17 protein-coding genes are annotated in these 21,939 nt (G+C 63.7%); 15 read left to right on the forward strand and 2 right to left on the reverse strand.

The window, feature by feature from the left end; all coding sequences use genetic code 11:
* Nucleotides 1–6: 6 nt before the first annotated feature.
* From ODR01_RS07170 to ODR01_RS07190, 5 genes are read left to right on the forward strand one after another with little or no spacing between them, the layout of a single operon-like run.
* Nucleotides 7–3,165 carry an efflux RND transporter permease subunit gene (locus ODR01_RS07170; RefSeq protein WP_316976945.1) on the forward strand — a complete coding sequence of 1,053 codons (3,159 nt, stop codon included), beginning with the start codon at nt 7–9 and terminating at the stop codon, nt 3,163–3,165.
* Between the two features lie 44 nt (nt 3,166–3,209).
* Complete coding sequence (locus ODR01_RS07175) at nt 3,210–4,706, forward strand: efflux transporter outer membrane subunit (RefSeq protein WP_316976946.1); 1,497 nt, start codon at nt 3,210–3,212, stop codon at nt 4,704–4,706.
* Entirely contained in the window at nt 4,616–5,938 is a 1,323-nt protein-coding gene (locus tag ODR01_RS07180; protein WP_316976947.1) for a multidrug effflux MFS transporter, read from the forward strand. Before ODR01_RS07175 ends, ODR01_RS07180 begins: the two co-directional genes overlap by 91 nt.
* Nucleotides 5,935–7,155, forward strand: coding sequence for an efflux RND transporter periplasmic adaptor subunit (locus ODR01_RS07185; protein WP_316976948.1), 1,221 nt, complete (start codon nt 5,935–5,937; stop codon nt 7,153–7,155). The genes ODR01_RS07180 and ODR01_RS07185 overlap by 4 nt, the downstream gene beginning before the upstream one ends.
* Nucleotides 7,156–7,159: 4 nt before the next feature.
* A complete protein-coding gene (locus ODR01_RS07190; RefSeq protein ID WP_316976949.1) occupies nt 7,160–9,118 on the forward strand; it encodes a MacB family efflux pump subunit in 1,959 nt (652 codons plus the stop codon).
* 214 nt (nt 9,119–9,332) lie between these two features.
* On the opposite strand, the gene ODR01_RS07195 is transcribed toward ODR01_RS07190, so the two are convergent.
* Nucleotides 9,333–10,325, reverse strand: coding sequence for a LacI family DNA-binding transcriptional regulator (locus tag ODR01_RS07195; RefSeq protein ID WP_316976950.1), 993 nt, complete (start codon nt 10,323–10,325; stop codon nt 9,333–9,335).
* A gap of 116 nt (nt 10,326–10,441) precedes the next feature.
* Here ODR01_RS07195 and ODR01_RS07200 point away from each other — a divergent pair, with 116 nt between their 5' ends.
* The 3 genes from ODR01_RS07200 (at nt 10,442) to ODR01_RS07210 (ending at nt 14,040) form a co-directional block, all read left to right on the forward strand.
* A complete protein-coding gene (locus tag ODR01_RS07200; RefSeq protein ID WP_316976951.1) occupies nt 10,442–11,995 on the forward strand; it encodes an ABC transporter substrate-binding protein in 1,554 nt (517 codons plus the stop codon).
* A gap of 122 nt (nt 11,996–12,117) precedes the next feature.
* Nucleotides 12,118–13,071 (forward strand): nucleoside hydrolase, encoded by a 954-nt coding sequence (locus tag ODR01_RS07205; RefSeq protein ID WP_316976952.1) that lies wholly within the window; start codon nt 12,118–12,120, stop codon nt 13,069–13,071.
* A gap of 24 nt (nt 13,072–13,095) precedes the next feature.
* Nucleotides 13,096–14,040, forward strand: a complete 945-nt coding sequence (locus ODR01_RS07210) for a nucleoside hydrolase (RefSeq protein WP_316976953.1) — start codon at nt 13,096–13,098, stop codon at nt 14,038–14,040.
* A 20-nt stretch (nt 14,041–14,060) separates the two neighbouring features.
* On the opposite strand, the gene ODR01_RS07215 is transcribed toward ODR01_RS07210, so the two are convergent.
* Nucleotides 14,061–15,140 (reverse strand): ABC transporter ATP-binding protein, encoded by a 1,080-nt coding sequence (locus ODR01_RS07215; RefSeq protein ID WP_316976954.1) that lies wholly within the window; start codon nt 15,138–15,140, stop codon nt 14,061–14,063.
* Between the two features lie 122 nt (nt 15,141–15,262).
* On the opposite strand from ODR01_RS07215, the gene ODR01_RS07220 reads away from it, so the two are divergent.
* The 7 genes from ODR01_RS07220 to ODR01_RS07250 all read left to right on the forward strand — a co-directional run bounded on the left by ODR01_RS07220 (nt 15,263) and on the right by ODR01_RS07250 (nt 21,897).
* Nucleotides 15,263–15,997 (forward strand): GntR family transcriptional regulator, encoded by a 735-nt coding sequence (locus tag ODR01_RS07220; RefSeq protein ID WP_316976955.1) that lies wholly within the window; start codon nt 15,263–15,265, stop codon nt 15,995–15,997.
* Nucleotides 15,997–16,941 carry an alpha/beta hydrolase gene (locus tag ODR01_RS07225; RefSeq protein ID WP_316976956.1) on the forward strand — a complete coding sequence of 315 codons (945 nt, stop codon included), beginning with the start codon at nt 15,997–15,999 and terminating at the stop codon, nt 16,939–16,941. The genes ODR01_RS07220 and ODR01_RS07225 overlap by 1 nt, the downstream gene beginning before the upstream one ends.
* Nucleotides 16,942–16,965: 24 nt before the next feature.
* The gene (locus tag ODR01_RS07230; RefSeq protein WP_316976957.1) at nt 16,966–18,183 is read left to right on the forward strand and encodes an ABC transporter substrate-binding protein; all 1,218 of its coding nucleotides are present in this window, start codon (nt 16,966–16,968) and stop codon (nt 18,181–18,183) included.
* Nucleotides 18,184–18,248: 65 nt separating this feature from the next.
* On the forward strand, nt 18,249–19,163 hold the full coding sequence (locus ODR01_RS07235; RefSeq protein ID WP_316976958.1) for a carbohydrate ABC transporter permease: 915 nt from the start codon (nt 18,249–18,251) through the stop codon (nt 19,161–19,163).
* Nucleotides 19,160–19,993, forward strand: coding sequence for a carbohydrate ABC transporter permease (locus ODR01_RS07240; RefSeq protein WP_316976959.1), 834 nt, complete (start codon nt 19,160–19,162; stop codon nt 19,991–19,993). The genes ODR01_RS07235 and ODR01_RS07240 overlap by 4 nt, the downstream gene beginning before the upstream one ends.
* 15 nt (nt 19,994–20,008) lie before the next feature.
* Entirely contained in the window at nt 20,009–20,896 is an 888-nt protein-coding gene (locus ODR01_RS07245) for a sugar phosphate isomerase/epimerase family protein (RefSeq protein WP_316976960.1), read from the forward strand.
* Nucleotides 20,893–21,897: a Gfo/Idh/MocA family protein gene (locus tag ODR01_RS07250; protein ID WP_316976961.1), complete on the forward strand. Its 1,005-nt coding sequence runs from the start codon at nt 20,893–20,895 to the stop codon at nt 21,895–21,897. The genes ODR01_RS07245 and ODR01_RS07250 overlap by 4 nt, the downstream gene beginning before the upstream one ends.
* Nucleotides 21,898–21,939: the final 42 nt, after the last annotated feature.

Here is a 21,939-nt window from a genome sequence, read left to right on the forward strand (position 1 = left end):
CGAACGATGTCGAATTTCTTTATCGATCGGCCGGTCTTTGCATGGGTGATCGCCATCACGATCATGCTGGCAGGGTTACTCGCCATCAACACATTGTCGATCTCGCAATATCCGCAGATCGCGCCAACCACGGTTCAGATCAGTGCATCCTATCCGGGCGCCGACGCCCAGACGGTCGAGAACTCGGTGACCAAGGTCATCGAGCAGGGCATGACCGGGATCGACAATCTTGACTATATGACCGCGACATCGACATCGACGGGATCGACAAACCTCACGCTGACCTTCACCAGCGCGGCCGATCCGGACGTTGCGCAGATGCAGGTGCAGAATAAGTTGCAGCTCGTCACCTCGCAATTGCCGCAGATCGTGCAAAGTACCGGCCTGACCGTCACGAAATCGTCCACCGGCTTCCTGATGGTGATCGGCTTCGTGTCGACCGACGGCAAGATGACGTCGACGGATCTCGCCGACTATGTCGACAGCACATTGAACGACACGCTGCGGCGCATCGACGGCGTCGGCGAGACGCAATTGTTCGGGGGTGGCTATGCCATGCGGATCTGGCTCGATCCCGACAAGCTCGCCAAGTATGCGCTCATGCCGGGCGACGTGGCCACGGCGATCGAGGTGCAGAACACGCAGGTGTCCGCCGGCCAGCTCGGCGGTTTGCCGGCGCGCCAGGGCCAGCAGCTCAATGCCACAGTCACCGCGCGCAGTCGCCTTCAGACCCCCGAGCAGTTCCGGAACATCGTTCTGAAGAGCACGACGGACGGGTCCATCGTCCGGCTGAACGACGTCGCTACCGTAGAACTCGGCGCGGAAAGCTATACCTCGGACGCTCGATATAATGGCCTGCCCGCCGCGGGGCTGGCCATCAGTCTTGCGACCGGCGCCAACGCCATCAGCACGGCGGAAGCCGTCCAGGCGGCGATCGGTCGACTGTCCGGCACACTTCCCACCGCGGTCGAGGTGGTCTACCCCTACGACACCACGCCCTTCGTCCGTCTGTCGATCGAGGAGGTGATGAAGACCTTGGCCGAGGCCGTCGGCCTCGTCTTCATCGTGATGTTCGTATTCCTCCAGAACATCCGGGCGACGATCATTCCGACGATCGCCGTTCCCGTCGTGCTGCTCGGCACGTTTGCCGTCCTCGCTTCCGCCGGCTATTCGATCAACATGCTGACCATGTTCGCCATGGTGCTTGCCATCGGTCTGCTGGTCGATGACGCGATCGTCGTGGTGGAGAATGTCGAGCGCGTCATGCATGAAGAGGGGCTCTCTCCCAAGGAGGCGACGCGCAAATCCATGGGCGAGATTACCGGGGCCCTGGTCGGCATCGCCATCGCCCTGTCGGCAGTTTTCGTTCCCATGGCGTTTTTCGGCGGTTCGGTCGGCGTCATCTACCGTCAGTTTTCGGTGACCATCGTCTCGGCCATGCTGCTGTCGGTCGTCGTCGCGCTCGTGCTGACGCCGGCGCTCTGCGCGAGCATCCTCCGCCGGCCCGGCGACCATGCCGCAAAGCGCGGTCTGGCCGGCTGGTTCAATCGGACCTTCGATCGCGGCACGCTCGCCTATCGCGACGGCGTGCGCGGCGTCACAACGCGAGCCAAGCGGTTCCTTTTCGTCTTTCTGGCGATCGTCGTTGCCGTGGGATGGCTGTTTATGCGCCTGCCGAGTTCCTTCCTGCCGGACGAGGACCAGGGGATTCTGATGGCCAGCGTCCAGTTGCCCACCGGTGCGGCCCAGGAACGGACCGTGCGCGCGCTCGAGCAGGTGAAGGACCATTTCCTTACCAACGAGAAGGATGCCGTCGACGGCGTCTTCTCCATCGCCGGTTTTGGGTTCGGCGGACAAGGCCAGAATATCGGACTTGCCTTCATCAAGCTCAAGTCGTTCGACGAGCGCACGTCACCCGTGCTTTCGGCGGCGGCCGTCGCCGGCCGTGCCATGGGCGCGTTCTCGAAGATCAGGGATGCCCAGGTCTTCGCATTGGCCCCGCCGGCGATTCAGGGCATGGGCAATTCCAACGGCTTCGATTTCTATCTGCAGGATGTCAACGGAGCCGGCCATGACAAGCTGATGGCGACGCGTAATCGTCTTCTGGCCCTGGCTGGACAGAGCAAGCTCCTGGCCAATACGCGCCCGAACGGACAAGAGGACACGCCGCAGTTTTCGGTCGAAATCGATCAGGAAAAAGCCAGCGCGCTGGGCGTCGGTCTGTCGGACATCAACACCACACTGTCGACGGCATGGGGCAGCGATTACGTCAACGATTTCATCGATCGTGGCCGCGTCAAGCCAGTCTATTTACAGGCCGACAAGAACTTTCGTATGCAGCCCAAGGATCTGGAACGATGGTACGTGCGCAATTCCAACGGCACCATGGTTCCGTTTTCGGCCTTCGCCTCGAGCCACTGGACCTTCGGTTCGCCGCGACTCGAACGCTATAACGGTTCGGCGGCTGTCGAGATTCAAGGTGAGGCGGCCGCCGGCGTCAGTTCAGGCGACGCCATGAACGAGATCGACAATCTCGCCAGCCAGTTGCCGAGCGGCTACGCCCATGAATGGACGGGTCTGTCGTATCAGGAGCGCCTTTCCGGCAGCCAGGCCGCGTCACTCTATGCGATTTCGGTTCTGGTCGTGTTCCTTTGCCTTGCCGCCCTCTACGAAAGCTGGTCGATTCCGTTCGCCGTCATGCTGTCCATTCCGATCGGCGTGCTCGGTGCACTGGCGGCCGCCTATCTCTTCGGTCAGACCAACGACGTTTACTTCAAGGTCGGCCTGCTGACGACGATCGGCCTGGCTGCCAAGAATGCCATTCTCATCGTCGAGTTCGCCGTCGCTCGGCAGGCTGCCGGCGAGGGCTTGGTCGAGGCGACCCTCGCGGCCGCCCGGCAGCGCTTGCGGCCGATCCTGATGACGTCGTTCGCCTTCATTCTCGGCGTCACTCCGCTGGCCATTGCAAGCGGAGCTGGCTCCGGTGCCCAGAACGCCATCGGCATCGGCGTCTTGGGTGGAATGATTGCCGCGACCGTTCTCGGCATATTTTTCGTGCCTTTGCTCTTCGTGACGGTGCGTCGCGTGTTCAAGAGCAAAGCCGTGGGGCAGGACGTCCCTCCCGAGCCAGAGCACGCCGCTACGCCCCACTCGCTCGAAGCCTGAGGCGGGAACGAACAACCTTTTCAAGATGGATCACAATGACAAGAATGACACCGGCAATCTCCTGGCTTTCCAAGATGCCCCAGACGGCCATAACCCTGTCGGCCGTCTTTTGGCTGGCCGCATGTTCGGTCGGTCCCGACTACCAGACGCCCGCCGTGTCGCTTCCCGCTCAGTGGGGCGAAGCGAAGTCGGTGAAATCGACGGAACCGCCTCAGTTGTCTCAATGGTGGCGCCGCCTCGACGATCCGACGTTGAACGCGCTTATCGAGGAGGCGGTGCAGAGCAATCTCGATGTGGCGAACGCCAAGGCGAAGATCCGCGAGGCGCGGGCCCAGTACCGTCAGGCTGGTGGAACGTTGTTGCCGTCGGTCGAGGGTTCCGGTTCCGTGACACGCGCCAAAAACGGATTGAGCACCAGCACCAACAGCCGGCCGTATAACCAGTTCCAGGCCGGACTGGACGCCAGTTGGGAACTGGACCTGTTCGGCGCCAATCGCCGAAGTGTCGAGGCCGCCGGTTATGGCATGGATGCGGCCGAAGAGGAGCTTCGCTCCACGCTTTTGACCCTGGTCGGTGACATCGCTTCCAATTACGCTGCGGCGCGCGGTTATCAGGCGCGGATAGACCTCGCCAAGCGCACTGCGGCTTCGCAACGCGAAACGGCGGGGTTGACCCGCGACAAGTTCGAGGCAGGGGCTTCGTCCGCCGTCGATGTCGCCAACGCCGCCGGGCAGGCGAGCAGCACGGAAGCCGATATTCCGACGCTCGAGTCAGGCTATGCGGAAGCCGTTCATCGTCTTGGCGTGCTTACCGGGCGGGTGCCGGCCGCGCTGGTCGAGCGATTGGCGCGTGTTGCCCCCATTCCATCGCCGCGCCTCCCCATCCCGACGGGGGTTCCCGCTGATATTCTGTTGTCGCGGCCGGACGTCCGTCTGGCCGAGCGCCACCTTGCCCAATACACCGCCTTGATTGGTCAGGCGGAGGCCGCCCGCTATCCCAGCATCAGTCTGGTTGGAAGTGTCGCCACATCCAGTACGCGAATCGGTGACTTGGCCAAAAACTCGTCAATCAGCTGGTCGTTCGGTCCGAGCCTCAATGTCCCGATCTTCAATGGCGGACAATTGAAGGCTGCCGTCGACATCGCCGAGGCTCAGCGCGATCAATACTATCTCGCCTTCCGCTCGTCCGTCCTCACCGCCCTCGAGGATGTGGAAAACGCGACCATCGCGCTCGCCCAGGAGCGCATCAGGGAGGAGAAATTGGCCTCGTCCGTGACCGCCTACCGGGAGGCGGCAACCTTGGCGCGCTCGCTTTACCAGACCGGTTCGTCAAGCTTTTTCGACCAGCTTGACGCGGAGCGTTCGCTTTACTCGGCCGAGGATTCCTTCATCCAAAGTCGCATTGCGATCGCCAATGATTACATCGCCCTCAACAAGGCGCTCGGCGGCGGTTGGGATGGCGTGATCGACGCCTCGACGCCGGAGATCGTCGACACCGATACCGGCCCGCATGCCGCCGCAACCGACAACTCGAAACCGTAATGCCATCAACTGCCCCGCATGCGGTTGCCAGGCAAACGCCTGTCAATATTGCGCGATTGACCCTGGTCCTCGGCGCCCTGACGGCGTTCGCGCCGTTCGCAACGGATATGTATCTGGCGAGCTTTCCCGCATTGGCGGCAAGCTTCCACGCGGACTCGGGTCAAGTGCAGCTCGGGTTGTCGCTGTTTTTCGTCGGCTTGGCGGTCGGCCAGTTATTCTATGGTCCCCTGATCGATCGTTACGGCCGGAAATTGCCGTTGCTGGCCGGTACGGCCTTCTTTGCGGCGACCTCCTTCCTCATCGTCTTCGCGCCGGATATCGAAAGTTTCATCGCGCTGCGCCTGCTCCAGGCGATCGGCGGATGTGCCGGCATGATCGTCAGCCGGGCCATCATCACCGACCTGTTCGACGAGCGCGAGACGGCCCGCATTCTATCGCTGATGATGACGGTCCAAGGGCTTGCTCCCATCCTGGCGCCGGTTTTGGGGGGCTACATTCTCACCTTTGCCGACTGGCGGGCCATTTTCCTGTTCCTGGCGGTGTTCGGGGCGATCTGTTTCGCGGCCGCGTCGGCCCTGCTTCCGGAAACTCTGCCACGCCAAAAACGCCAGCGGATGAACCTCGTCGGTGTCCTGACGATCTATGTCCATCTGTTGGGGCAGCGCCGGTTCATCGCGCCGACGCTTGTCGGGAGCCTTTCCCTCGGCAGCATTTTCGCCTTCATCAGCGGCTCTCCCTTCGTGTTCATGGAAATCCACCAGATCAGCCCGCAACACTACGGCTGGCTGTTCGGCGCCAATGCGTTCGGCATGATCGTCGCCGCGCAACTGAACCGCTTTCTGCTGAACCGCCTGTCGCCGTCGAAGGTGCTGGCCGGCGCGCTTGGCGTCCAGATTGTCGCCATTTTCGTTGCGCTCGTCACGCTGACGAGCGGGTCGCTCTTCGTCTTGCTGAGCCCGCTTTGGATCAGCCTGGCGACCATTCCGTTGGTTGCCGCCAATGCCACGGCGCTTGGCATGGCTGCCAGCGGAAAACATGCCGGCAGCGCGTCCGCGCTGGTCGGTGTGCTGCAATTCGGCGTGGCCGGCATTGTCAGTGCGCTCGTTGGCGTGCTGCATGACGGCACGGCCCTGCCGATGGTCGGTACAATCTTCGCCTGCGGTTTGCTGGCCGGGGGGGTGCTGTTCCTCGGGCGGCGACGGGCGGGATCAAGGGGGGCGGGAACCCGATGAAACGACGCCTCATCCTGATGGTTGCGATGTCTCTCATCGCGGTCGCGGCGGGTTTTGCCGTCAAGGCGAAATTTCTCGGCCCCCCGGACGTCACCATGATGACGGCCCCGGTTGCGACGGGCAACGTCGAGGAAACCGTGCTGACAAGCGGTACGTTGAAGCCGGTCAAGCTCGTTGCCGTCGGGGCTCAGGTCTCGGGGCGCATCACGTCGCTGAAGGTCTCTCTCGGTCAGAAAGTCGGGAAGAACGATCTGGTTGCCGAGATCGATTCCGTCACGCAGCAGAATTCGCTCCGTACGGCAAAGGCCGATCTTTCCAATGTCCTCGCCCAACGCGAGGAAAAGAAAGCGACGTTGGCTCATGCCGAATCGACGTTGGCCCGCCAGAAGAGGATGGTTGCGCAGAAGGCCGTGTCGCAGGCGGACTTTGAAACTGCGGACGCCGAAGTCAAAACCACGCGCGCCCAGATCGAGGCGCTCGATGCGCAGATCATCGAGGCGGAAGTGGCGGTCGAGACCGCGCAGGCAAATCTCGGCTACACGCGCATCACGGCGCCTATCGACGGTACGGTGCTGGCCATCGTCAGCCAGGAAGGGCAGACGGTGAACGCCGCGCAATCGGCGCCGACCATCGTCGTTCTCGGTCAGCTCGACACGATGACGGTCCTGGCCGAGATTTCAGAGGCCGACGTCACCAAGGTGAAGCCCGGACAACCGGTTTATTTTACCATCCTCGGTGATCCCGACTGCCGGTACGAGGCAACCCTCGATTCCATCGAGCCGGCGCCGGAGTCCATCACCAGCGACAGCAGCATCACGTCGTCGTCGAGTTCGTCGAGCAGCGGTTCGTCGTCCTCTTCCTCGTCGTCGGCCATCTATTACAACGGCCATTTTAACGTTCCGAACCCGGATGGACGGCTGCGGACCTACATGACCGCCGAGGTCCACATCATCCTCGGCGAGGCGAAAGGGGTTATGACGATCCCGGCGGCGGCGCTTGGCGATAAGGATCGCGACGGGAAATACGTTGTGCAGGTCGTCGATCAGAAGGGGCAAATTTCATCGCGCAAGATCGAAGTCGGGCTCAACAACAAGATGGCCGCCGAGGTCCTTTCCGGCCTGAGGGAGGGCGAGCGCGTCGTCACGGGCCGGATCTCTCCCGAAACGCAGACGGCCACGAAACGCGATGCCGGCGGTCCGCCGCCGATGGGGTTGTAGGCCGATGACGGCTCCCCTGATCGCGCTTAGCGGATTGCGGCGGGAGTTTCCGGCTGGCGAAGGGGCGATCACCGTCCTCAAGGACATCGATCTCATCATCGAGGCCGGCGAAATGGTCGCCATCGTCGGGGCTTCCGGTTCCGGAAAGTCCACCCTGATGAACATCCTCGGCGGCCTCGACCGACCGAGTGCCGGCAGTTATCGGATTTCCGGCCGGGAAACAGCGTCCCTCGATGCCGACGAATTGGCCGAACTGCGCCGCGCGCATTTCGGGTTCATCTTCCAGCGCTACCATTTGCTGTCGGAACTGACGGCGATCGAGAATGTCGAGGTTCCGGCGATCTACGCCGGTCAAACGCCGCACGACCGCGAAGTTCGGGCAGCCGGCCTGCTGGGGCGGCTTGGCATGACGGATCGCACCGGTCACAGGCCGGGCCAGCTCTCGGGCGGCCAGCAGCAGCGCGTCTCGATCGCGCGGGCGCTGATGAACGGCGCCAATGTCATCCTTGCCGACGAGCCGACGGGCGCCCTTGACACCCGCAGCGGGGAGGAGGTGCTGCGTATCCTTGAGGAACTGCACGCCAACGGAAAGACCGTCATCATCGTCACGCACGACATGACGGTGGCGGCCCGCGCCCGGCGGATCATCGAGATCAGCGATGGGCAAGTCGTCTCCGATCGGAAGATGCGCGACGTTCCGGGAGGGAAGGCCGATCCGCCAACGGGCGCCGCCAACACGCAGACGGGTTCTTGGAGCGGGATGTTGGACCGTTTCCGGGAAGCCTTCCGAATGGCGCTTCGCGCCATGATGGCCCATCGGCTCAGGACTTTTCTGACGATGCTCGGCATCATTATCGGCATCGCCTCCGTAGTGTGCGTGGTGGCTCTTGGCGAAGGGTCGCGGCAGAAGGTGCTTTCCAATATCAGCAGTCTGGGCACCAACACTCTGGAGATTTTTCCAGGCAAGGATTTCGGCGACATGCGATCGGGAAAGATCAGGACGCTTGTCGTTTCCGATGCCGATGCCCTGGCCCGGCAACCCTATGTCGCGGCGGTGACGCCGACGGTCTCGACCAGCAGCACGGTTCGCTTCGGGTCGAAGGAAGCCAACGCCCTCGTCAACGGTGTCGGCGAACAGTATTTCAAGGCGAAGGGGGCAACGCTCGCCGACGGCCGGTTCTTCGATGCCGACGGCCTGCGGACCCGGGCACAAGACGTCGTCATCGACGAGAACACGCGCAAGACCCTGTTTTCCGGCCTGAACGGAAGCCCGGTGGGACGGGTCATCCTCGTCGGGGCCGTTCCGTGTCGGGTCGTCGGGGTCATCCAGCCGCAGCAGGGCGGCTTCGGCTCCAGCGAAAATCTATCGCTTTATCTGCCCTATACGACCGTGCAGACGCGCTTTTTGGGCGACTCCTCGTTGCGCAGCATTACCGTGCGCGTCAGCGACGACACTTCCACTGACCTGGCCGAGCAGGCGGTCGCGCAATTCCTGACCCGGCGCCACGGAACCAGGGACTTCTTCATCCTCAACACCGACGACATCCGCCAGGCCATCACCAGCACGACCCAAACCATGACCCTGCTGATCGCGGCCATCGCCGTCATTTCGCTGGTGGTCGGGGGTATCGGGGTCATGAACATCATGCTGGTATCGGTCTCCGAGCGCATCAACGAGATCGGCGTTCGCATGGCGGTCGGGGCCCGTCAAAGCGATATCTTGCAACAATTCCTGATCGAGGCCGTGCTGGTCTGCCTGATCGGAGGCTTGTTTGGAATTGGCTTCGCTCTCGGCTTCGGCGTGATTTTCAGTGTCCTCGATTCGGGGTTCAGCCTCGTCTATTCGATGACCTCGATCATCGCCGCCTTCCTGTGTTCCAGCCTGATCGGCATTGTTTTTGGCTATCTGCCCGCGCGCAACGCATCGCGGCTCGACCCCGTTGCCGCACTATCCAGAGACTAGCCCAATCTATTCATACTCTAGGCTAGGAGCCTCCCTAAGGGGCCGCGCACGAAAGCTACGGATCTGCCGTCGCACGGGCTACCTAAGAGCGGCGCAACTCTCCCCGGTCATGCCAAGGTCATCCCCGCGGCCAGATTAAAGCTCGTAACCCCACCCGGTTGCGGGCTTTCGATTTATCTTGGCAGAAATGCCCGCCCGATGGGTGCAAACCGCCTCAGCCGCTTGACGCGCGTACCACCAGGCTGGGACGGATGCGAACGCGGGCGGCGGGCCCGGATGTGCCCTCGATGCGGGCGAACAGCCTACGGGCCCCTTCGGTGCCGATATCGCGCAGCGGTTGGTGGACGGTGGTAATGGCCGGTTCGATGAAGCGACAAAGCTCGATGTCGTCAAAGCCGGTGACGGCGATATCCCCGGGGACGTCGAGCCCACGGGCGCGGAGCGTGCGGATGACGCCTGCCGCAATCAGGTCGTTGCCGCAGACCACCGCATCCGGCGGCAATCCGTCGGCCAGGATCCGGTCGGCGGCCTGTTCTCCCCATTCGACGGTGAACTCGCCCAGCAATACCCGGTCGGCCGATGGAAGATCCCATTCCCGCACGTACTCGCGATAGGCTTCCAGGCGTTCGCGCGCCGTCGAAACCGTCTGCTGGGCGCCGACGAAGGCAAGTCGGCGGTGCGCCTTGCCCGCCAGATGGTCGATGATGGCGACGATCCCGGCCCGGTTGTCGACGCAGACCTGGTCCATGGCGATGCCCCGGATGCTGCGGTCGAGAGAAACCACCGGCACCTCCCGCAACGCCTCACGCACCGTTTCGGCGCTGCCTTTCTCGTCGCAGGGGATGAGGATGATGCCCTCGACCTGCCGGGAAAGAAGGGCGCGCATCCGCCTTTTCTCGATGTCGGCGTCGTCCGCCGAATCGCAGAGCAACAGTTCGTATCCCTGGGCCTGGGCGCTCTCCTCGATTGTTTGGACCAGGGCGATGAAATAGGGATTGGCGATCCGCGGAATGACCATTCCCAGCGTGCGCGTCGCCTGCCGGCGCAGCGCGCTCGCCAGATAGTTGGTTCGATATCCCAACTTCTCGGCGGCGGTCAGAACGGCAGCCTTGGTGTCGTCGGAGACCCGCCGGGCCCCCGTCAGAACCCTGGAGACCGACGCGATCGACACACCGGCTTCCCGTGCGACGTCCCTGATTTTCGCCATGGTGCCGGGAATTCCCTCGTCTCCACATAGACGGTGCCAAACCGATCCGGATGTATTATTATCACGCTTGGAAAACGTTTTCCAACCAAAGGACGGCGCAAAAGCAGGAGGCGCTCATGGCTTACAAATCTCTTTTGTCGACGGTGACCGCGATCGCGGTTGCCGCGACCGTATCAACGGCGTCGGCGGCCGATCTGAAGATCGGTCTCGGAGCGGCGGTTTCTTCGATGGACCCGCTGTTCTATGTCATCGGTTCGAACAGCGCCATGGCGCGCAACATCTTCGACGGGCTGGTCAACCAGGACGACAAGCAGCAACTTAAGCCGGGGCTCGCGCTGGCGTGGAAGCCGGTCGACGATACGACCTGGGAATTCAAGCTGCGCCAGGGCGTCAAGTTCCACGACGGATCGGATTTCACCGCCGAGGACGTCGCCGCGACGATCCGGCGGGTGCCCCTGGCGTCCCAGAACAGCCCCAGTTCGTTCATGCGCTACGTCAGCGAGATCAAGGACATCGTCATCGTCGATCCCTATACGATCCGCTTCAAGACGGCGGCCGCGGCCCCGCTGCTGCCCAACAACCTGAGCCGCATCAGCATCCTGCCGAAAAGCTTGGAGACGACACCGTCCAAGGCCCTCAACGACGGCAACGGCGTCATCGGCACCGGGCCGTTCAAATTCGTCAAATGGCAGCCCGGCGACGGCGTCGTGCTGGCCGGCAACGCCGCCTATTGGGGCGGCAAAGTGGCGTGGGACACCGTCACTTTCAAGTTCATCACCAACGCCACCTCCCGTGTGGCCGCCCTGCTGGCCGGCGACGTCGACCTCATCGAGGACGTGCCCACCAGCGATCTCGGGACCATTCGGAAGAACGCCAAGGCCCGCTTGGCTTCCGCCGGCAGCAACCGCGTCATGTACCTGCACATGGACCAGGACCGTGAGGTCTCTCCCTTCGCCGTGGCGCCTGACGGCAAGAATCCGCTGCGCGACGTGCGCGTCCGCCGGGCCATGTCCATGGCCATCAACCGCCCGCTTTTGGTGGAGCGGATCATGGACGGGCAGGGCGTTCCGGCTGGGCAGTTGGTCCCTGACGGGTACTTCGGCTACGTCCCGGCTCTCAAGCCCGAGAAGTTCGATCTGAACGGGGCGAAGAAGCTGCTGGCCGAGGCCGGCTACCCGAACGGCTTCGACATGACCTTCCACGCATCGAACGACCGCTATCCGAACGACGAGAAGGTCGCCCAGGCCATCAGCCAGATGTTCTCCCGGATCGGCATCAAGATGAAGGTCGAAACCATGCCGGCGGCGGTGTATTTCCCGCGCGCCTCGAAACGGGAATTCAGCCTGATCATGGGCGGGGCCGCCGTCGAAACCGGGGAATCCTCGGGCGTTCTTGGGCCGCTGCTCGCCACCTTTACCAAGGCAACGGGGCAGGGCAACCGGGGGCGCTATTCCAATCCCAAGTTCGACCAAGCCCTCGACACCGCCATGAAGACGGTCGACGACGGCAAGCGCGAGAAGCTGCTGCAGGACGCCATGACCCAGGGCATGAACGACCTGGGGGTGATCCCGGTGTTCTTCCTCCTCAACAATTGGGGCGTGCGGGCCGATCTGGTCTACAAGGGACGGGCCGACGGCTATACCCTTGCCTATGACGTGACCTCCAAGTAACCCACTTGGGGGATGACTGGACGAAGGGGAGGCGGGTCGATCCGGCCCGCTTCCCCGTTTCCCGCCGCGGGATCGGCGGCGCGCGGCCCATCACGCGGCACACCTCGGAGAGACGACCTTTCATGACCCGACTTCCGATCATCATCGACACCGACCCCGGCATCGACGACGCCGTGGCCATTCTCCTTGTTTTGGCTTCGCCCGAGTTCGATCTGCGTGGCCTCACCGTGGTCTCCGGCAACGTCCCCCTCGAAGACACCCTGCGCAACACGTTACAGGTGTGCGAGCTGGCCGGCCGTCCCGACGTGCCGGTCTTCGCCGGCTGCGACCGGCCGCTCATGCGCCAGCCGGTGCGTGGTCTGTTCAGCGGCCGCGAGGGGCTGGGCGGCGTCGTCCTGCCGCCGCCGCATCTGGCGCCGCAACCGGTCCATGCCGTCGATTTCCTGGTCAAAAGTCTGCTCGACGCCGCCCGCACCGGCGAGAAGATCACGCTGTGCGCCTTGGGCCCGCTGACAAACGTGGCGGTGGCCCTGGCCCACAGCCCCGGCATCGCGGCGGGGATCGAGCGGATCGTGCTGATGGGTGGCGGTTTCAAGGAACTTGGCAACCGCTCGATCTCGGCCGAGTTCAACATCCTGGTCGATCCCCATGCGGCTAGCATGGTCTACGAGGCCGGCATCCCGATCACCATGCTGCCGCTCGACCTGACCCATCAGGCCCTGGCCACGCCCAAGCGGATCGAACAGCTGCGGGCGATTGCCAATCCGGTCGCCCAGGTCGTGGCCAACATCCTGACCATCTGGGATCGCAAGGATATCGACCGGTTCGGCGAGTTGGGGGGGCCACTGCACGATCCCCTGGTTTTCGACTACCTGCTGGCGCCGGATCGCTACAGCGGCCGGGCGGCCCGCGTGTGGATCGAACATACCAGCGAGCTGACCATGGGCCAGACGGTGGCCGACTGGTGGGGCAAGACCGGCGAGAAGCCCAATGCCCACGTGCTCACCAAGGTCGACGCCCAGGGCTTCTTCGACCTGTTGGGCGAGCGCCTGGCGCGGTATCCCCTGCCGGCGTGACGTGACCCCGAGCGGAACGGCACCATGGCGGCCATTCCCATCCTGATCGACACCGACCCCGGGGTCGACGACGCCGTCGCTATCCTGCTGGCTCTGGCGTCGCCGGAACTCGAGGTCCGCGCTATCACTGCTGTGGCCGGAAACGTGCCGCTGGACGATACGGCCCGCAACGCGCGCAAGGTCTGCGAACTGGCGGGCCGGCCGGACGTCGCCGTCCACGCCGGTTGCCGCAAGCCATTGTTGCGATCCCAGATCTTCGGCAAGTACGCCAGCGGCGGCGGGTTGGCCGGCGACACCCTGCCGGCCCCTGCGATGCCGCTACGCCCGCAACACGCCGTCGACGTTCTGGTTTTCGAACTGGGGCGCGCCGCCCACGGCGAGGCGGAAAAGATCACCGTCTGCACGCTGGGACCGTTGACCAACCTGGCGGTGGCCCTGGCCCACAGCCCTCATATCGCCAAGGGCATCGAAAAGATCGTCGTCATGGGCGGGGCCTTCGCCGCGCTGGGCAACCGCTCGATCGCCGCCGAATTCAACATGCTGGCCGACCCCCACGCGGCGCGGATCGTGCTGGCCTCGGGTGCGCCGGTCGTCCTGGTGCCGCTGGACCTGACGTTCCAGGCCCTGGCGACGCCGCCACGCCTCGATGCCATCCGCTCCCTCGGCAACCGCGTCGGCGAGAAGGTTTTCGAGTTACTGACCCATATCGATCGCAGCGACGTCGAACGCTTCGGCGTGGAAGGCGGCCCCCTTCACGATCCGACCGTGATCGGCCTGTTGCTCCGCCCGGATCTGTATCGTGGACGCCCGGCCTTCGTCGACGTCGAATGCGACAGCCCCCTGACCTTGGGGCACACAGTCGTGGATTGGCGGGGACGCACGGGGCGGACTCCCAACGCTACGGTCATGACCGCCATCGACAGCGCCGGCTTTTTCGCCTTGCTCGGGACGCGTCTGGGGCGCTTCTGATCCGCCGCGCCGAAAAATCCTCACCCCACGAATGGCACCTTGCGGCCGCTTTCCCGGTCGAAGACGTGGAGGTTTTCGGTCGAGAAGTTGAGGTGGATCTGCTCCTTCCTCTTGAGCGGCAGCTTGGGGTCCAGACGGGCGGTCAGTTCCTGTTCGCCGAGCAGGCATATCGCCATCGTGTCGGAACCCAAGGGTTCGCAAACGTCCAGCAGCGGGGATAGGTAGGCGTCCTCCGGGGAACACCAATTCAGGTGTTCGGGCCTGATTCCGACATGGATCTCGGTTCCGGCCGGCAGATCGATCTGTTTCACCGGAATGCGCGCATCGGCGATTTCAAGGGTCGTGCGGTCCGCCTGGCGGTGGACCCGCGCACGTAGCACGTTCATTTGCGGTGAGCCGATGAACTCTCCGACAAACTGGCAATTGGGCGAGGAATAAACTTCGACCGGCGATCCGGCCTGCACGATCTCGCCCCGGCGCAGGATGACCACGCGGTCGGCAAGCGTCATGGCCTCGACTTGGTCGTGGGTCACGTAGATCGTGGTCGTCCGCAGCATCTCGTGCAGGCGTTTGATCTGGGTGCGCATGGCGACGCGCAGTTTCGCATCGAGATTGGACAGCGGCTCGTCGAACAGGAAGACCTGCGGGTTGCGCACGATGGCGCGTCCCATCGCGACGCGCTGGCGCTGCCCACCGGAAAGCTGGCCCGGCTTGCGGTCGAGAAGGTCGCCGATCTGCAGGATGTCGGCCGCCTTCTCGACCTGCTTCTCGATCTCATGACGCTTGATGCCCCGCATCTTCAGGCCGAACCCGATGTTTTCGGCAATGGTCATATGCGGATAGAGGGCGTAATCCTGAAACACCATGGCGACGTCGCGATCCCGCGGCTCGATGTGGTTGACCACCCGATTGCCGATACGCAGCGTCCCGCTGGAAATCTCCTCCAGTCCGGCCACCATGCGCAGAAGCGTCGACTTGCCGCAGCCGGAAGGACCGACGAACGCCACGAATTCGCCGTCCGGGATTTCCAGATCGATGCCGTGTATGGCGCGCATCGTGCTGTAATCCTTGACGATTCGTTCCATCTGGATGCTGGCCATACCACTCTTCTCCCCGACGCTTCCGGCTCTTGCGGGCCGGGTTCGGCGCGCAAGATGCCCTTGCATTGTCTCCAGGATTATTGTTAACGTTATCGATATCGATAATCAAGGCGATAACCGGAATGGCCATCGAAAGTTTCCAGTCGGGACCCCTGAGCGACGGCGGCAGGGGCACGGTCCATCGGCTCCCCCGGCGCACCGATCGGCGGAGCCACACCATCTTTATGGCGCTGCAAAGGGAAATCGTGCTGGGCATCCTGGCGCCGAAATCGGTGCTGCTGGAACTCGAACTCGCGGATCGCTTCGAATGCAGCCAGAGCACGGTCCGCGAAGCCTTGCTCCAGCTGCAGGAAGAGGGGCTGGTCAATCGCATGCCCCATCGTGCGACGCTTGTCGTCGATTGCCTGGGGGCCGACGCGCGGGAACTGCTGCGCATCCGCCACGATATCGAATGCCGCGGTGTCGTGCGCGTCATGGAACGCCTCGATTCGCGGGTGCGGGACGTCCTTCTGCAGGACATCGAGGCCATGCGCACCGCCGCTGTCGAGGGTGACGAATATCTGTTGTCGGTGCACGACCGCCAATTCCACCTGCACCTGTTCGGCGTCGCCGACCTTCCCAGCGTGCAGCCAATTCTGGGCCGCTGCCTGATTCACAACCATCGCTACAAGATCCTGAATTCGCGGCCCAATCGCGAACTGATGGAAACCGCGGAACGGCACTTCACGATCACCGCGGCCCTCGACACCGGAAGCGTGGAACAGGTGCAGGCGGCCTTGTCCCACCACATTTCGACGATCGTCGATTTCGGGCCGAGCATCATCAATGGGCCTCAGCCCATGACCGAGAGGCCGTAATGCCCGACACAGGCGTTTCCGCCCTCACGCCCCAAATGCGCGACGTTCTCGAGCGGCTGCTCCGCGAGGATGCCGGCTTGCCGGACCCCACGACGTTGCCGGCCGGAGAGGGGCGTGCCCTGGCCGAGCGCACCAATCGGCGCTGGAATGTGGACCTGCCCGCCATGGTGGAAGTCCGCGACGTCGGGTTGGCTTCGGGCATGGCCGGCCGCGTGCTGGTGCCGGCCAACGACGAGGGCAGGGGGGCCATTCTTTACATCCACGGCGGCGGATGGGCTTTCTGCAGCAAGGAAACCCACGAGCGCGCCGCCCGCGTGCTGGCCATCGCCGCCGGGGCGCCGGTCGTGACCTTCGATCATCGTTCGGCGCCGGAACATCCCTATCCGGAGGGGCTGGACGATTGTATTGCCGCCTGGCAGGCCCTGGGGTCGATTTTTCCGAACCGCCGCCTTGGCGTGGCCGGCGACAGTTCCGGGGCGAACCTGGCCGTTGCGGCAACGTTGCGGCTGCAGGCGGAAAAAGGCCGGGCGCCGGATGTCGGGCTGCTGTTCTATGGCGTCTACGATGACGACTTCTACAGCCCTTCCTATCGGCTGTACGCCGAGGGTCCCGGGCTGACGCGAGCAAAAATGCAGCGCTACTGGGCCTGGTACCAGCCGGTGCCGGCACGCCGGTCCGACCCGCTGATCTCGCCTTTGAAGGCGTCGGATTCGGCGCTGCGGGCGCTGCCGCCCCTCTATCTGATTGCCGCCGGGCAGGACCCCCTGCGCAGCGACAGCGAAAGGTTCCATGCCCGGCTGTCCGCCCTCGGGCGGGCCGATACCTTGCGGATTTTTGAGGGCGTTGTTCATGGCTTCATGCAGATGAGCAGCGTCCTTTCAGACGCTCTAACCGCCACTGAAGAAGCGGGGGCAGCGTTCAGGAAGGCCGTCAATACAAAATGAGGATCACAGAAGGGAGCAAGGACAATGAAACGGACTGTCATGGGGGCGCTCGTTGCCGCTGGCATGCTGGCGGCGAGCGCGGGGAGTTCCTGGTCGGCGGAAACGGTGCGCTTTTGGTTCCATTTCGACAACGCCGACAATCCGATGTCCAATCTCGTCAGCAAGTTCGAGAAGCAGAATCCGGGCATCAAGATTGAAGCGGAAAACATCCCCTGGAATAGCTACTACGACAATCTCTACACGTCGATCATCGGCGGCAACGCGCCGGACGCCGCGATGGTGAAGATGTTCGCGCAGCCCCGCCTGATCGAAATGGGGGCGCTGGAACCGATCGCGGCCCGCGTCGACGGCTGGGCGGGCAAGGCCGATATCGACCCAAACCTGTTCAACCTGACCAGGGGCAATGACGGCAAAATCTATTACCTGCCGCTGCAGTACGTGGTGCTCTATCTCTACTATCGCACCGACACGTTCAAGGAACTCGGCCTGAAGGTGCCCGCCACCTGCGAGGATTTCCGGGAAGCGGCAAAGAAGCTGACCCGCGACACCAATGGCGACGGACAGCCCGACGTTTACGGGTTCGGATTCCGCGGCGGCAAGGGCGGCCACGACCACTGGGCCAGCCTGACGTTGTCGCGCAAGGGCGCGAACCTCGAAGGTGGCATGAAAACCGACGCCGCGCTTGCCGGCACCCAGTTCGTCGTCGACCTGTTCCGCAAGGACCATGTGTTCCCGCCATCGGCGCCCAATGACGGGTTCAAGGAAACCATTGGCGCCTTCAAGGCCGGCAAGACGGCGATGACCATCCATCACATCGGATCGTCCAACGAGATGGACCAGGCGCTGGGCGACAAGGTATCCGCCGCGCCGGTGCCGGAATGCGGCGGCGGTCGGTGGACGGCTTTCGGAGACGAGTCGACGGCCATCTTCGCGGCATCGAAGGTGAAGGATGCTGCCTGGAAGTGGATTGCGTTCCTGTCCACCGCCGGCAACAACGCCGAGTTCAATTCGGCGACCGGCCAGCTTCCGGTCAGCACGAAGGACGCCAACGCCTGGACGCTGCACAAGCGGCGCTTCATCGACGCCACGGTCCAGTCGCTGCCGTTCGCCCAGTTGCTGCCGAACCGGCCCGAGACGTCGGACTTCGTCAACACGGTATGGCCGGTGAACATGCAGCGGGCCCTGACCGGCGAAATTTCGGCGGCCGACATGAACGCCAAGATCGCCGAACTTTACAAATGACCACGCGGGAGGGGGTGGCCTCGGCCACCCCCTTTCATCGCCCAGCAACGACGAGGGGCCGCTGAATGACATCGAACCCGCCACCGTCCGGGACCGGCGGCATGGCGCTCGGCCGGACCGTTCTGCCGATCGCCATGCTGTCGCCGGCCGTCCTGGTCACCGTGGCCATCGTCTTCCTGCCGATGATCCAGACCGCCTGGATGAGCCTGCACGACTACATCCTGTTCCGTCCGAAGAGTTTCGATTTTGTGGGGTTGAAGAACTTCGTCGCGGCCCTGCATGACGAGGTGTTCTGGATATCCCTTCGCCACACGGCGATCTGGATCTTCCTGACGGTCCCCTCGCAGATGCTGCTCGGGCTGGCTGCCGCGCTGTTGCTGAATCAGGAATTTCCGTGGCGAGGCCTGGCCCGCGCCCTGATCATCGTGCCCTGGGCGCTGCCCAGCGTGGTGATCGCCCTGATGTGGGTTTGGATCTACGATTCCAATTACGGTGTGCTCAACGATTTCATGCTGCGGTTTGGACTGATTTCGCGCTCCATCCCGTGGTTGGCCGATCCCGCGACCGCGCTTTACGCGATCATCCTGACGTTGACCTGGCAGGGTTTTCCGTTTTTCGCAGTGATGATCCTGGCCGGCCTGCAATCCATCCCCCGCAGCTATTACGAAGCGGCGGCGATCGACGGGGCCAGCACCTGGCGGCAGTTCTGGCACATCACGCTGCCGGGCATTTCGGGCGTCCTGGTGACCGCCGTGCTGCTCCGGACCATCTGGGTCGCCAACTCGATCGACGTCATCTTCGTCATGACCGGCGGCGGGCCCGGCTATGCCACCTACACACTGCCGCTCTATGCGTTCATCAAGGCCCGCACCAATCTCGACTTCGGGTATGGCTCGGCGTTGGCCGTGCTGTTCACCTTGATGCTGATCGGCTTGGTGGTCGTCTATCTGCGGCGCGTCGGAAAGGCGGTGCAGTCGTGATCATCAGAAAACGCTCGCTCGCCCGCCGCCTGCTGACGGTGGACCTGCCGGTCGTGGCGATCCTGCTGTTCGCCCTCGGCCCCTATGCGTGGATGTTCCTGACCTCGGTCACCGAAAAAGGCCGGCTGTTCACCCAGGGGCCCTCGCTGAGCGGGGCGACGATGGAAAACTATGTCCGCTTGTTCAAGACCGTCGGTTTTTGGAACAACCTGGTTGATTCCTTCATCATCGCCGGGGGGACCGTCGTCATCGGGCTGACACTCAGCGTCACGGCGGCCTATGCCTTCTCGCGGTTCAATTTTCCAGCCAAGCGGGGGCTGCTCCTGCAGTTCCTGGTGATCAACATGTTTCCGGTGGTGCTGCTGATCCTGCCGCTGTTCATCTTCATGCGGCAGCTGGGGCTGATCGATACCCACTTGGCGCTCATCATCGCCAACTCGACCGTCGCCATCCCGTTTTCGGTGTGGATGATGGTCAGCTACATGAACGGCATTCCGCGTTCGCTCGACGACGCGGCGATGACCGACGGGTGCACGCGCCTGGGCGCGCTGTGGCGGGTGGTGATGCCACTGTGCCTGCCCGGGATCATCGCCACCGGCATCTACATCTTCATCACGTCGTGGAACGAATACCTCTACGCGCTGACCCTGGGCGGGCGGAACGTGCGGCCGATCACCGTGGCGATCCAGACCCTGATCGGCGAGTACGAGGTCGAATGGGGCCTGCTGACCGCCGGCGGGATCGTCGGTGCGATGCCGGCAACCATACTTTTTCTCATCGTTCAGAAACGCTTGATCAGCGGACTTACCCAAGGCGCCGTCAAAGGCTAGACAGAGGAAAAAATCTTGAAAAATCCGATTGGGATCATTTCGATGCAATTCGTGCGGCCGTTCGGGCCGCAGGACCTGCATCTGTTTCGGAAAGTCAGGGATCTGGGCTTCGATTTCATCGAGCTTCTGGTCCCCGAGAAGGAAGACGGGCTCGATTTCGCGCAAACCCGCCAGGCGCTGGCCGACGCCGGCCTCGGCGTGGTGCTGGCGGCGCGGGTGAACCTGCAACGTTCGATCGCCAGCGCCGATCCGGCCGCCCGCCAAGGTGGGCTCGACTACCTGAAACGATGCATCGAGGTCGCCGATGGGCTGGGCGCGCGCATCGTCGGCGGGCCGCTTTACGGCGAGCCCCTGGTCTTCGCCGGTCGTCCGCCGCAACCGCATGGCCCCGAGGACATCGCCAAACGGGCCGAATGGACCGTCGAAGGATTGGCCGCCGTTGCCCCGATCGCCCGATCCGCCGGCAAGGTCTTGGCGCTGGAGCCCCTCAATCGGTTCGAGACGGACATCGTCTGCACGACGGGCCAGGCCATCGAAGTCGTCGATCGGGTCAACGACAAGGGGCTCGGCATCCTGCTCGACACCTTTCACATGAACATGGAGGAACGCTCGATCCCCGACGCCATCCGGGCCGCCGGCCATCGCCTCGTGCATTTCCAGGCCAATGAAAACCACCGCGGCTTCCCGGGAACGGGGGCCATGAACTGGCCGGCGATCATGCGGGCCTTGGCCGAGATCGGCTACGCGGGGCCCGTGTCGCTGGAACCATTCCGTCGCGACGACGATCGGGTCGCCCTACCCATCGCGCACTGGCGGGCGCCCCACCAGGACGAAGATCCCAAGCTGCGGGCCGGCCTCGGCCTCGTGCGTTCCTGCCTCGAACTGGCGGAGGCCGCGCGATGACCCTCAACATCGGATGGATCGGCTGCGGCCGTCATGCCCGCCAGATGCTTCTGCCCCAACTCGGCCGCAACGGCATCCGGCTGGCGGCGATCTGCGACGTCGACAAGGACTCGATGCAGGCCGTCGCCCGCCAGTACGGCGTGCGCCATGTTTTCGACGATTTCCGCGACCTCATCGCGCATCCCGGGCTCGACGCCATCGGCATGGCGGTGGGGCCGGACGTTCACCGGGCGGCAAGCCTGGAGGCCCTGGGGCGCGGACTTCCCGTCTTCATGGAAAAGCCGCCGGCGGTCGACCTGGCCGGGGCCAGAGAGGTGGAAGCGGCCGCCAAGCGCGCCGGCAAGCCGGTCATCGTCGGCTTCATGAAACGCTACTCCACCGGCAATCGGATCGCCCACAACATCCTGACCGGCGGCGGTTTTGGCCCGGTCCTGGGCATCCTCGGAACCTATATGACGGCGCCGACCTATTTTGAGGGCGAGGCGGACTACACCGGCTTCTACCTTCATCATTGCGTGCACTACATGGACCTGATTCCTTGGCTCGCCGGGGCGGCGTTCGCCGACATGGCCGTGCGCCGGGTCGAGCCGGCGCCGGGCAAGCTGCTGTTCCACCTCAATTTCTCCTGCTTGAACGGCGTCATCGGGTCGGTGGTCATGGGGACCGTCCAATCGCGTGGCACCCCGATGGAGTTCATCCAGGTGATGGGCGATCACACCCGGGTCGAAGTTGCGAACATCATCAACGTTTCGTACTTCCGCAATCCGCCGTTCAAGGCCGACGACCCGGCGGCCAGCCTTTCGGACGCGGTGGATACCCTGACCTGGACGCCGAATTTCACGGCGGCGGCCAACGAGGACCACAAAGGGTACAACGCCCTGATCGCCGATGCCGCGGCGGCCTTGCGGGGCGAACCGAGTGCCGCTCCCGATATCGCCGATGGCGTCAAGGCCATGGAGCAGCTGGAGAGGATGGTCGCCCTGCTGGAACGGGACGTCTGAGCGGCGGGAAAAGGCACGGAACGCCCCCGGAGCGCGAGCGAA

The organism is Shumkonia mesophila (assembly GCF_026163695.1).
Lineage (GTDB): Bacteria > Pseudomonadota > Alphaproteobacteria > Rhodospirillales > Shumkoniaceae > Shumkonia > Shumkonia mesophila.